The organism is Roseivirga seohaensis subsp. aquiponti, from assembly GCF_001267955.1.
GTDB classification, from domain to species: domain Bacteria; phylum Bacteroidota; class Bacteroidia; order Cytophagales; family Cyclobacteriaceae; genus Roseivirga; species Roseivirga seohaensis.
In genome coordinates, this window is record NZ_JSVA01000018.1 from 201381 (window position 1) to 214267 (window position 12887).

Below are 12887 nucleotides of genomic sequence, written 5' to 3' on the forward strand. Positions count from 1 at the left end.
CTTCGTTGCAACCCATTGCTATCGCATGGCTTTCGTCTGCGCTAACGCTGAAGCTAAAGCGTAAGCGTTCGCAGTGACGATTCTAATTTATGCTTTGCGTTTCTTCGCGTCCTTTGCGGTGAGTATCCCTAAACCAACTTTAACATCGCATCATAATCAATTGACATGTGCGAACTATGATGAACAGCCTTGCCATTTTTGATAACAATGGCTTGCGGAGATTCATGTTGTACACCAAATTGTTCGGCTACAGCATTAGAAACTTCTCTAAACCGAATTAGGTCTAAATAATAGATTTTCAGCTGATTACCTTCTTCTGTCCAGTTGCGCTCCAAACGGTTTAGCGCCATGCTGCTAATGCTGCAACGGGTGCTGTGTTTATAAATCACAACCGTTTGATTTTTACTCTCTTCAATGATTTCAGAAAGCTGATTTAAACGCTCCAATCTATTCCATGGCACTTCAACAGTGTCTTCCTTCTTCTTATTCCAAAACATAGAGTCTAGTAATTTATCAAGTCATTCAACTTCTCTACAAGTCTTTGTTTTGGTAAAAAGTTCTCTTCTAAGTGTTTTCCGAAAGGAACAGGGGTATCTAAACTGCCCACTCTAGCTACAGGGGCATCTAAATATTGGAAACAGTTCTCACCAATCCAAGCGGCTATTTCGGCACCAATTCCGCCTGTAAGCGTGTCTTCGTGCAGTACAATTACTTTATTGGTTTTCTTCACGGTAGCTTCCACTGCTTCTTTATCCCAGGGCAATAAAGTTCTTAAGTCTAAAATTTCAATTGAAGCCTCCGAAGTGGCAGCCAGTTCTTTCGCCCAGTGCACGCCCATGCCGTAAGTAATGATGGAAATATCATCACCTTCTTTGGCAATGCTTGCTTTCCCCACTTCAACCGTGTAATAATCGTCTGGAATATTCTCGATTACCGAACGGTACATGGCTTTGTGCTCGAAGAATAAATAAGGATTCGGGTCTTCAATGGCTGCTGCCAAAAGTCCTTTTGCGTCTCTTGGATTAGAAGGGTAAACGATTTTTAAACCAGGCGTGTGGAAGAACCAAGCTTCGTTGGATTGCGAGTGAAATGGTCCAGCACCAACGCCAGCACCCGTAGGCATACGCACTACAACATCTGCATTTTGCCCCCAGCGGTAATGGCTTTTCGCTAAGTTGTTTACAATTTGGTTGAAACCGCAGGTAACAAAATCGGCAAACTGCATTTCAACCATAGCCTTATAACCATTAATACAAAGCCCGAGCCCAGTACCAATAATGGCCGACTCGCACAAAGGCGTATTACGAACCCTTCCGCTTCCGAATTTCTCTAAAAAACCGTCAGTAATTTTGAAAACGCCACCATACTCAGCAATGTCTTGTCCCATCAACACAAGGTTGTCAAAGCGTTCCATGCTTTGCTTTAAGCCGTCCGAAATCGCATCTACAAATCGTTTTTCTGAGGTTGCATCTGTTTTAGGTTCAATCACTTCCTGAACAAATGGCGCGTGCATATCGTCAATTTCCATTTGAGTGGCAGGAGGTAATTCTTCTGCATAAGCCAACTCTAAACCTTCTTCAATGTCGGCTTTGATTTTGGCCCTGATCTCTTTTTCCGCTTTTGCGGTCAGTATTTTTTCCTTCTTTAGAAAGGACTCATAATTTTCAACAGGGTCTTTCTTCGCCCATTCTTCCATCAAAGCTTTCGGAACGTATTTAGTACCGCTGGCTTCTTCGTGGCCACGCATTCTGAATGTCATGCATTCCACAATCACTGGCTTAGGGTCTTTTCTAACCTCTTCTGCCAATTGTTTTATGGTAGAATGTACTTCAAGCAAGTTGTTGCCATCTACTTTTACGGCTTTAATACCGTAGCCCGGGCCTTTGTCTATAAAATTTTTGAACCTGAACTGCTGTTCGCTAGGGGTTGAAAGGCCATAACCGTTGTTTTCAATCACAAAAATTACAGGCAAGTCCCAAACTGCTGCTACGTTTAGTGCTTCGTGGAAATCACCTTCCGAACTTGCACCGTCTCCTGTAAAGACTAAAGTGGCTTTTTTGCTTTCTTTAAGTTTGTCGGCTAAGGCAATTCCATCAGCCAAGGCCATTTGTGGGCCTAAATGTGAGATCATTCCCACAATGTTAAATTCTTTTGTTCCGAAGTGGAAGGAGCGATCTCTACCTTTTGTAAAACCGCTTAACTTACCTTGAAACTGTGCGAAAAGGCGACTGTACGGAATGTTTCTGCCTGTAAAAACGCCAAGATTTCGATGCATAGGCAAGATGTATTCTTCTTGGTCGATGGCATTCACGGCTCCAACAGAAACCGCCTCTTGTCCAATTCCAGAAAACCATTTAGAAATTCTTCCCTGACGGAGCAGAATGAGCATTTTTTCTTCGATCATGCGTGGTCTAAGAATTTGCTCGTAGAGGTGTAAAAGTTCTTGGTTGGAGTAACCTTCTCGTTTAAAAATCATAGTTGTTTTGAGTGCAGTGCGAAGCAAAATTAAAGTAAACCCTCAATTGCCGAAATTAATGTGCATTATTTTTATTTTTGCCAGCCTACCCAATTGTATATGATCCAATTTGAACAATTTGAACTAAAAAACGGCCTTCAGGTCATTTTTCACCAAGACCTTACTTCACCTATGGTGGTGGTAAATGTACTTTACAATGTGGGGTCGAGAGATGAAGATGAAAAGCGCACCGGATTTGCTCATCTTTTTGAGCATTTAATGTTTGGTGGCTCACTAAACGTACCCAATTATGACGAGCCATTACAGAAAGTTGGGGGCGAGAACAATGCGTTCACAAGCCCAGACATTACAAACTACTACATAACGCTTCCGGCCGAAAACATGGAAACTGCATTTTGGTTGGAATCGGACAGAATGCTAAGCCTTTCTTTCGACCCAAAAGTATTGGAAGTACAGCGTTCTGTGGTGATCGAAGAATTTAAGCAACGGTACTTGAATCAACCTTATGGCGATGCTTGGTTGAAATTGAGACCGTTGGTGTATAAAGAACATCCTTACAAATGGGCGACCATTGGGAAGGAAATTGAGCACATTGAAAAGGCCACCATGGATGATGTGAAGGATTTCTTCCATCGTTTTTACAAGCCCAATAATGCAGTTTTAGTGGTGGCTGGAAATACTACTTTGGATGAAGTAAAACGACTGAGCGAAAAGTGGTTTGGTGAAATTCCAAAAGGTGAAACCAATGTACGAAATTTACCTCAAGAGCCTGTTCAAACTGAATATAGAGAGTTAGAAGTAGAAGCGCCTGTGCCGGCAGACTCTCTGTATATGGCCTTTCATATGGAAGGTAGAGCGGATGAAAAATATTACGCTACTGATTTATTGAGCGATATTTTAGGGCGCGGTAAGTCGTCATTATTGCACGATCAATTGGTAGAGAAACAAAGGTTGTTCAGTTCGATTGGGGCTTATGTAATGGGTTCTAGTGACCCTGGCTTACTCGTGATCAATGGGCAATTGAGTGCTGGTGTTTCGCTGGCTGAGGCTGAAAAAGCAGTGTGGGATTTGATTGAAGATTTTAAAAACACTTCGATTGAAGCCGCTACTTTGCAGAAGGTGAAAAACAAAGCAGAGTCGACCATTGTTTTTGGCGAAGTTGAATTACTGAACCGAGCCATGAATTTGGCGCATGCTTGGACTTTAGGCGATCCCGACATGGTAAACCATGAAGGTGAGAAAATTCAGGCCGTTACGGTAGAAGATATTAAGGAGCAGGCCAATAAAATATTGGTGAAAACAAACGCTTCGGTATTAAGGTATAAAGCAAAAAAAGAAATATGAAAATCAGAGTAGGTTTTGGATACGATGTACATCGTTTAGAAGAGGGGAAAGACTTTTGGTTGGGCGGAATCAAGGTGCCTCATACACATGGCGCTGTGGGGCATTCAGATGCAGATGTACTGATTCATGTGATTTGCGATGCGCTTTTAGGAGCAGCCAATCTGCGAGATATAGGTTTTCATTTTTCGGACAAAGATCCAAAATTCAAGGGGATTGACAGTAAAATTTTACTGAAGGAAGTAGTAGCGCTTGTGGAGGCCAAAGGTTTTTCTATCGGGAATATTGACAGCACTATTTGTTTAGAATTGCCGAAAGTGAATCCGCATATTCCTGAAATGAAAAAATGCCTTTCAGAAGTAATGGGAATTGAGGAAGAAGATATTTCTATCAAAGCTACTACCACTGAAAGGCTTGGTTTTGTAGGCAAGGCTGAAGGTGTGGCAGCTTATGCTACCGTGCTGATTCAAAAGTAAATGGCTGAAGTAAAAATTATAGTTACCGAAGATGGTTCGCATTCGCTGTACCATGCTGAACTGAACGAAACCTATCATTCTTTTCACGGAGCGGTGCAAGAGTCGCGTTATGTGTTTCTTAAAGAAGGGCTCGATTTTCTTCGTACTAATTTCGCTTTAGATAAAATTCGAGTGCTTGAGGTTGGCTTTGGTACTGGGCTCAACGCTATTCTTACCTCTGAATGGGCGGTGGCAAATAAGGTGAGAGTTGAATACACCACGTTAGAGCCTTTCCCCTTAAAAAGTGAAGTGTATGAAGCGTTGAACTACCACGAATTTTTTGAGGATAAAACCGTGAAGGAACGGTTTTTAGCGCTTCATAATGCCGCTTGGGAACAGGCGTTTCAGCAAAACGAATTTTTCAACATACTAAAATCAGAAGCCAAACTTCAAGACTTTAACAGCAATTCATTTTTTGATATCATTTTTTTCGATGCCTTCGCGCCAAGCAAACAATCCGAAATGTGGGATTTAGAGGTGATCGAAAAAACGGCTTCACTGCTCGACTCAAATGGTGTTTTTGTTACCTATTGTGCAAAAGGACAGCTGAAAAGGGATTTAAAAGCAGTTGGACTAGCCGTTGAAACCCTTCCTGGCCCTCCGGGTAAGAAGGAAATGGTTAGAGGTGTAAAACGCTAAGGCTAAAGTAGCTTTAAATTTGTACCCAAGTTCCTATTGCATTTTGATAAATCGTATATTGAAGCAGTTTTTAATTCTTGATGATGAAAGCAAACCAATACAAACTACTCAGTTATAATCTTTTTGTTGTTCTATTTTTCTTGGCTAGTTGCAAATCAGCCGAAAAGAAAAACACCCCTGAGTTTACAGTGAAAAATGCTCGTGAATTTTCTCTGAATACTGAAGGGGTAAAGGAAGTGGCGCCTTCTAATATGATCAAAGATGCTATTAGGTTAAAAGGTGAGATTGAGTCAGTTAAAAGTACTTCCGATCGGGGAAATACTTATGTTTTCAAAGTTGAGGAAATTGTAAAATACGGAGCAACTTTCGCTACTGTTGCTCCAGCAGTGGGTGAAAAAATAAGTCTCGAAACTCCAGCCGATGTTCAATTTAGCAAAGGCGATAAAGTGTTGATAGACGTGTTAACTCCAATTACCAAAACAAAAGAAATGCTTAGTGCCACAATGGTTCAAAATTAAGAAACCATGAAAAACTTCTGGAAAGCCGGACTCCTAGTAGTTGTATTGTCTGTAGTTGCCTTCTTTATTTTTAAGAATGATGATCAATGGCATACTGCAGAGTACCGCCAATCATTGGTGTTTGAGTCAATCCCAGATTCGCTTCAAGTGGAGGATGAAGAAGCTGAGTTCGAGAATCCAATCAAAAGGCTTGAATTTGAATATGAAATGCTTGCCAATCCTATCACCGGCAAAATACCTTCAGGCATAAGAGAAAAGGAGCTAAGTTTTGCCAAAACACAAAAACGTTTCTTGGATTTAAATATTCGGATGCAAGCAAGTGGTACCAGCCAAAGTCAGGCAACTCCATTTGTGAGTAGAGGGCCATTTAATATAGGTGGTAGAACTCGCGCACTGGGAATAGATATTTCAAATGAAAATGTGATTTTGGCAGGTGGAGTTTCGGGTGGTTTGTGGCGATCGGCAGATGCAGGCCAAACATGGAACAGAACTTCAACCGTAATGCAACTACCGGCAGTTTCGGCTTTGGTTCAAGATCAACGTTCAGGAAACACCGATACTTGGTTTTACTCTGCAGGGGAGTTTTTCGGAAATTCGGCTTCCATTACAGGAGCTTTTTATTTGGGCGATGGCATTTTCAAATCCACAGATGGTGGGTTGTCATGGACGGTAATTCCTTCTACAACTCAAAACGACAACACCAACCTCGGTGATTTCGGTCTGATAGGGGAAATAATAATAGATAATTCTAATACAGCAGTTCGTGAAATGTACGCGGCTCGATTGGGTAATATAGTGAGAACTACTGATGATTTTGCCACTTATACCACAGTATTAGGCGCTAATAATACTGGCTTTTCTTATACTGACGTAGCTATTTCTACCACAGGAATGCTCATAGCAACCATTGCCAATAATGTGAATAATGGCCCAAATGCGCAAGAGGGGATTTATAAATCTGAAGACGGACTAACTTGGATTAATATCAATCCGCCATCTGGTTTGCCGAGTTCATACGAAAGAATCGAAGTAGCTTTCGACCCGCAAAATGAAGATGTTTTTTATGCTGTAGGTACTAGCTTCTTACTTAAACATACTATTAGCACCGGAGAGTGGGTGAACCTGACGGGTAATTTGGGAGTCTCAACAGATTCGGGACAAGGACACAATACCCAAGGCGGTTATAACCTGATAATGAAAGTTCATCCTTCAAGCTCAGATACGATTTTTATTGGCGGAACAAATCTTTTGCGTAGTGCTTCTGGTTTTAAATTGAGTTCTGATAGAGTGAATATTGGTGGTTATCGTGAAGATAACAATTCGAACAGCTTCCCGAAGTACAATAACCATCATCCAGATATTCACTCATTAGTATTTTACCCTTCAGACCCTAATAAAATGCTTTCTGGTTCAGATGGTGGAGTTCACCTTACACTGAATAATAGTGCGGTAGGTACTAGTAGTCCAGTAATATGGCAGTCTTTAAACAATGGCTACCTCACTACACAAATTTATGCCATTGACTCATATAAGTTTAATAGAGGAGAAGAGCTACTGATTGCAGGAATGCAGGATAACGGTACTTGGGGGGCAAATGAAAGCCTATCAAACACTAATTGGGTTGAGATTTTTGGTGGCGATGGTTCATATAATGGTATTACTTATAATTCATTATATGTTTCTGCTCAAGAAGGTCAGCTAAGGAGGTTCGAACTAAACTCTGAAAGCAACAGCTATGAATTTAAAGGAGATATTTCTCCAACTACTAGTGAAGATGACTTTTTATTTATCAACCCCTTCATTTATGACCCTGTAAATCAGGATAGAATGTATGTGGGGGCGAAGGGTAGGGTGTTCTACACCAACGATATACGCCAAAATCCCGGAGATGGTGATTGGATAGAAATATCAATGGGGGCATCTAGAGTGAATGACTTTGTTTCGGCACTAGCCGCTTCTATCGAACCTGAAGGAGTGCTTTATTTCGGTACTAGAAATGGAAAGATATTTAAAGTGGCTGATGTAAATACTGATTTAACAGCTGTAGAAATTACTAGATCAAATTTACCAAATGGAGTAATTACAAGTCTAACTGTCGATCCGGCTGATGCAAATAAAGTATTTGCCACTTTCGGAAATTACGGGATTATCAGTGTTTGGATGAGTAATGACGGGGGGGAAACATGGAGTTCAATTTCTGGAAATTTAGAAGAAAATGCCAACGGTTCAGGTAGCGGCCCTTCGGTACGCTACATCGATATTTTGCCAAATGGAGCTTCACCGATTTATTTTGTAGGAACATCCTTAGGACTTTATAAAACATCTGTTTTAGACGGTGACAACACTGTTTGGACACAAGAGGGTACAGACGTTATTGGTAACTCAATTGTAAGTATGATTAAAGTTAGCCCATTAGATGGACGTGTATTAGCAGCTACTCACGGCAATGGTGTTTTTCAAGCCAGTTACGATGTGGCCTTTTCTCCAAATATTAATTATTCAATCGATTACTCAACTCAAGAAGCAATACTCAGAGGGCCTGTTTCATATACCACCGGAGCGGGGTTTGCTTATCAATGGATTAAGGATGATCAGGACATTTCTGGAGCAACAAGTTCTGAGTTACAGGTAACAACTTCTGGGGTTTATAAACTTAGGGTGAGTGATCAGTTGGGGCCTGTTGCTATGTCGAATGCGATTAATATTAGCTTAGATAAAACAGCACCAGTGGTAAACTCCATTCTTAGACTAAACCCAGTGCAGGAGCAGATAGAAACTACAGAAGTGAGTTTTCAAATCACTTTCGATGAACCAGTGCAAGGCTTGTCAACTTCATCATTTGAATTGGCAGGAACGGCATCGGCCAGCATCGCATCTGTTACTTCAGTGTCTGCTAAAGTTTACAATATTCAGGTAGACAATATCAGTGGAACAGGGCTTTTGGATTTGAATATCAAATCAGAATCTGGAATTACCGATTTGTTTCAAAATGCGTTTGCAGGTTCAATTTTAAGTGAAGAGACTTATACTATTCTTGATTTAACAGAACCTAGAGCAAGCATAGCAAGATCGCAACCTACGTCTGAAGAAACCAACAGAACAGAGGTTGTATTTGCAGTAGACTTTAATGAACCTGTGAAGAATGTAGGAGCAGAAGATTTTGAGTTGTCCTCTAGTTCTATTTCTGCAAATATCGATCGCGTTACTTCAAGTTCATCTTCTAGCTATTTGGTGTTTGTAAATGGTTATTCTGACGATGGACTGATAAACCTAGATTTCAAAGCAACTACTGATATTCAAGATGAAGCCGATAATGCTTTAGATGCAAACCTGATTTCTGAAGAGACTTATACGATCAACTCCGCATTGGCACCAACCGCTACAATTAAGCGCAATGCACCAACAGTGGGGGCAATCAATCGTCCAGATGTGGTCTTCGTGGTCGAATTCTCAGAAGATGTAAGCAATGTTGATATTACTGATTTTGAATTGAGTTCTACAAGTATTCAGGCCACCATAGCAGAAGTAACAGAAGATTCACCGAGCAAATATTTTGTTAAGGTAAATCAGTTTTCAACAGAAGGTTTAATAGACCTCGATTTTATTAGCGCTACAGGAATTGAAAATAATGGAGGAAACATATTTGCCGGAGGTATTACAGAAGAAGAAACTTATACAGTCGATTTTTCAGTGGGACCAAGCGCAAGTATTGCAAGAAAATCTCCTTTGTTAGAAACTACTAATCTGGCAGAGGTAACCTTTGAAATTACTTTTTCTGAAGGAGTGACAAATGTTGATTTAAGCGACTTCGAACTGTCATCAACATCGGTAACAGCAGTAATTCAAGGTGTGTTTTCAAGCGTTTCGAATACCAGTTACTTAGTTGTAATTGAACAAATTGAATCTGACGGCTTAGTGGATTTAGATATTAAATCTTCGCACAATATTGAAAATGCTGATGGCAATCGATTTAATGGGAGTTTTGCGCTAGATGAAACCTACACCATCGAAAATATTATTACCGGAATTGACGATGTGCTGATAAATGATTTGAACATTACAGTACAGGAGAACCCCTCTTCAGGTGTTTTTAGAATTAAGTTGAATGCAGATATTCCTTTAGGCTTCAGTTATTCTATTACAGACAGCCAAGGATCTGAGATTTTGGAAGGGAAAAGAGAGAGCTACTTCATGGATGAAGTGATGATGTTGGATCTGAGCACTGTGTCAAACGGTATATACATGTTAAGAGTGGAAACTAAATATGGATTTATTAGTGCAAAACTCTTGAAACAACAGCGATAAAATATATCTTTAGTATTCATCAGAAAAACCGTTTTTCGGAATTACTTCTATTAGGAAGTGCGATAATCCACTAGGGGTTCAAAAAACGTAGATCAAAACAGAAATACCTTAAACTACACTTATATGAAAAAGACTAGATTGCGAAACTTGGCCGTTGTGGGGGCGATCGTAGTGCTGTTTTTAATGTACTTCGAGTATCAATCATTTAGGTCTTTCAAAGTAAATACCGAGCCTCAATTTACCATTGCTCAGAACGAAGGTTTAAATGAGGAGGCCGAAGCTGAATCAGAAAATCCTCAGAAAAGATTGGCTTACGAAATGGATATGCTCAAAGATCCATCCACAGGCAAAATACCTTTCGATATACGTCATAAAGAATTATCCTATGTTCGAGAGTTGAATCAAATTGAAAGAAATAATATCAGGTCTTCTGCTGCAGACATTTCTCAAACTAGTGCATCTCCATTTGTTAATTATGGGCCATTCAATATTGGAGGAAGAACCAGAGCTTTAGCCATTGATGTTACTGACGAAGATATTCTTATTGCGGGAGGAATTTCTGGTGGTGTTTGGAGAAGTACGGATCAAGGTACTACATGGACTCGTACTACAAATTTCGACCAAATCCCTTCCGTTACTACTATTGTTCAAGATAAAAGAACAGGCAAAACTACAAACTGGTACTATGCTACGGGTGAGAATATTGGAAACTCAGTTTCAGAAACTGGGGCATTTTACTTAGGAGATGGTATTTATAAATCTACCAACGGAGGAGTTTCATGGAGTTTACTTGCAGGTACAGCCACAAATTCTGTTACTACCTTAGGTAAGTTTAGCTTAGTGAATAAAATCGCTATTGATTACTCAAACCAATCAGAAACAGAAATTTATGTAGCTGGCCTTAGTAAAATTTACAGAACGGTAGACGATTTTCAAACAGTAACAACAGTTCTTGGCATTCCTAATACAGGATTTAACTCTGCTGATATAGCCATAGCAACTGATGGAACCATCGTTGCTAGTATTCCTAATAAGTCGAGCAATGGAACAAATCCAGAAGAAGGGATTTTCATCTCTCCAGATGGTATTACTTGGACATCCATAGCTCTGCCTGCAGGCTGGCCATCTAGTTTCAGAAGAGTAGAACTAGCTTTTGATCCGCATGATGAAAATTTCTTTTATGCCCTAGGCGAAACTTTTCTTTACAAATACGATAGAAGCACTTCGACTTGGACTACCCTAACAGATAATATTAATGTAAATGAGGAGTCCGTTCAAGGTTTTGACGCACAAGGCGGATATAACCTTGAAGTAGCTGTTCACCCAGGAAATCAAAATACAGTTTATGTAGGCGGAACAAACCTGTTAAGGTCTCCCAATGGTTTCACTACAGCAACTGATAGGAAGCATATTGGTGGGTATACAGGCACTGGAACTGCTGGTCCCTACGCAAATCATCACCCAGATATTCATACACTTTCATTTTTACCTTCTGACGCTAAAAAAATGTTTACCGGATCAGACGGTGGAATACATAAAACGAATGATAATACTGCAAGCACAGTGGTTTGGAGTTCGCTTAATAATGGTTACGTCACTTCTCAGTTTTATACGGTAGACCTTTATCGCGGTGATCGTGGTGATAATCAAATTATAGGAGGTATGCAGGATAACGGAACTTGGGCGCTTTTTCAAAATGATCCTACAAGTTCATGGATACAAGCGTATGGCGGTGATGGAGCTTTTTCTGCAATAAGCTATAATGCTTTGTATGCTTCTGCTCAAGAAGGACAAATGGGAAGATTTGAGCTTGTAGATAATACTTATCAAGCATCAGAAGATATTTCCCCAAGTGATGACGATGAAGAGTTTCTATTCATTAATCCATTTATTGTTGATAGGGTTAATCAAGATCGTATGTATGTAGCGGCAAAGGGCAAAATTTATTACACCTATGATATTAGAGAAAACCCTGGAAAAGGAGAATGGGAAGAGATTAACGGTACTGGTATTACTAGCCAACCAGTTTCTGCTTTAGCTACTTCAGTACAACCTGAAGGTGTGCTTTATTTCGGAACAACTACCGGAAGGCTTCAGAAAATTTCCAATACAAAAGAAATTACAACTGTCGAGAATATCTCAGCAAGCAATTTACCTCAGAACGCTTCGATTACTAGTATAGCTGTAGATCCGAGAGATGCAAATCGAGTGTTTGTTACATTTGGAAATTACGGAATAATAAGTGTTTGGATGTCGGAAGACGGAGGCCAAACTTGGTCTTCTATTTCTGGGAATTTGGAAGAAAACGCTAACGGCAGTGGAAATGGTTCATCTGTTCGTTCAATCGAAATTTTGCCAAATGGCACTTCTGGAGAAAAGGTGTTTGTAGGTACTTCTACCGGCCTGTATATGACTAGTAGTTTAAATGGAGCAAGCACGGTATGGACGCAGCAAGCTCCTAATATTATAGGAAACAGCATTGTAAACATGGTGAAAGTAAGACCGATAGACGGCAAGGTAATCGCAGCAACACATGGTAGCGGAGTATTTGTGGGGTATTATGATACCGGTTTTAATCCTGAAATCAATTATTCTATTGAAGGAGAAAGTAGAGCTGTAATCAGAGCGAATCAGTCCTTTAATCAGGGCCAAGGATTTGCATTTAAGTGGTTTAAAGATGGTGTAGAGATTACGGGCCAAACGGGTGCTGAACTAGTAGTAACTGCCACAGGTACATATAAATGTCAAGTTACAGATCAATTAGGGCCAGTAGCTTTTACAAATGAGGTATCTTTTGATTTTGATGTAGTAGCGGGTATTGATGATGAGCCTCTCAATGAGAATGTTCAGGTGAGTCCAAATCCATCAAACAGTATATTTAATATTAACTTAGATGCGGCCTACGCCACAGGCTTCAATTATTCTATTTATAATAGTAATGGAATTCAGGTAGTTACAGGTAAAAAAGAATTTTATAATACAGAAGAGAGATTCCAAGTAAACTTGGGTTCAATGCCCGATGGTTTGTATATCTTAAATGTAGATAATGATAAGCGTAGAGATGTAATTAAGTTATTAAAGCAATCGAACTAA

General features: G+C 40.0%; 8 protein-coding genes. 6 read left to right on the forward strand and 2 right to left on the reverse strand.

Going from position 1 to position 12887, the window contains the following annotated elements; genetic code table 11:
• Positions 1 to 128 precede the first annotated feature (128 nt).
• Together ytxJ and OB69_RS15980 are read right to left on the reverse strand one after the other, a co-directional pair.
• A complete protein-coding gene (ytxJ, locus tag OB69_RS15975; RefSeq protein ID WP_157608608.1) occupies positions 129 to 497 on the reverse strand; it encodes a bacillithiol system redox-active protein YtxJ in 369 nt (122 codons plus the stop codon).
• A gap of 5 nt (positions 498 to 502) precedes the next feature.
• Positions 503 to 2476 (reverse strand): alpha-ketoacid dehydrogenase subunit alpha/beta, encoded by a 1974-nt coding sequence (locus tag OB69_RS15980; RefSeq protein WP_053224752.1) that lies wholly within the window; start codon positions 2474 to 2476, stop codon positions 503 to 505.
• Positions 2477 to 2575: 99 nt separating this feature from the next.
• On the opposite strand from OB69_RS15980, the gene OB69_RS15985 reads away from it, so the two are divergent.
• From OB69_RS15985 to OB69_RS16010, 6 genes are all read left to right on the forward strand, one after another.
• Positions 2576 to 3820, forward strand: a complete 1245-nt coding sequence (locus OB69_RS15985; RefSeq protein ID WP_053224753.1) for a M16 family metallopeptidase — start codon at positions 2576 to 2578, stop codon at positions 3818 to 3820.
• Complete coding sequence (gene ispF / locus OB69_RS15990) at positions 3817 to 4293, forward strand: 2-C-methyl-D-erythritol 2,4-cyclodiphosphate synthase (RefSeq protein WP_053224754.1); 477 nt, start codon at positions 3817 to 3819, stop codon at positions 4291 to 4293. Before OB69_RS15985 ends, ispF begins: the two co-directional genes overlap by 4 nt.
• Entirely contained in the window at positions 4294 to 4971 is a 678-nt protein-coding gene (gene mnmD, locus OB69_RS15995; RefSeq protein ID WP_053224755.1) for a tRNA (5-methylaminomethyl-2-thiouridine)(34)-methyltransferase MnmD, read from the forward strand.
• Positions 4972 to 5051: 80 nt separating this feature from the next.
• Complete coding sequence (locus tag OB69_RS16000; RefSeq protein WP_053224756.1) at positions 5052 to 5489, forward strand: hypothetical protein; 438 nt, start codon at positions 5052 to 5054, stop codon at positions 5487 to 5489.
• Between the two features lie 6 nt (positions 5490 to 5495).
• Positions 5496 to 9794: a T9SS type A sorting domain-containing protein gene (locus OB69_RS16005; protein WP_053224757.1), complete on the forward strand. Its 4299-nt coding sequence runs from the start codon at positions 5496 to 5498 to the stop codon at positions 9792 to 9794.
• A gap of 123 nt (positions 9795 to 9917) precedes the next feature.
• Positions 9918 to 12887 carry a T9SS type A sorting domain-containing protein gene (locus OB69_RS16010; RefSeq protein ID WP_082338203.1) on the forward strand — a complete coding sequence of 990 codons (2970 nt, stop codon included), beginning with the start codon at positions 9918 to 9920 and terminating at the stop codon, positions 12885 to 12887.

Coding starts and splice junctions, on each gene's coding strand:
- ytxJ (WP_157608608.1), bottom strand. CDS start 497: ATGTTTTGGAATAAGAAGAAGGAAGACACTGTTGAAGTGCCATGGAAT.
- mnmD (WP_053224755.1), top strand. CDS start 4,294: ATGGCTGAAGTAAAAATTATAGTTACCGAAGATGGTTCGCATTCGCTG.
- OB69_RS16005 (WP_053224757.1), top strand. CDS start 5,496: ATGAAAAACTTCTGGAAAGCCGGACTCCTAGTAGTTGTATTGTCTGTA.
- OB69_RS15985 (WP_053224753.1), top strand. CDS start 2,576: ATGATCCAATTTGAACAATTTGAACTAAAAAACGGCCTTCAGGTCATT.
- OB69_RS16010 (WP_082338203.1), top strand. CDS start 9,918: ATGAAAAAGACTAGATTGCGAAACTTGGCCGTTGTGGGGGCGATCGTA.
- OB69_RS16000 (WP_053224756.1), top strand. CDS start 5,052: ATGATGAAAGCAAACCAATACAAACTACTCAGTTATAATCTTTTTGTT.
- ispF (WP_053224754.1), top strand. CDS start 3,817: ATGAAAATCAGAGTAGGTTTTGGATACGATGTACATCGTTTAGAAGAG.
- OB69_RS15980 (WP_053224752.1), bottom strand. CDS start 2,476: ATGATTTTTAAACGAGAAGGTTACTCCAACCAAGAACTTTTACACCTC.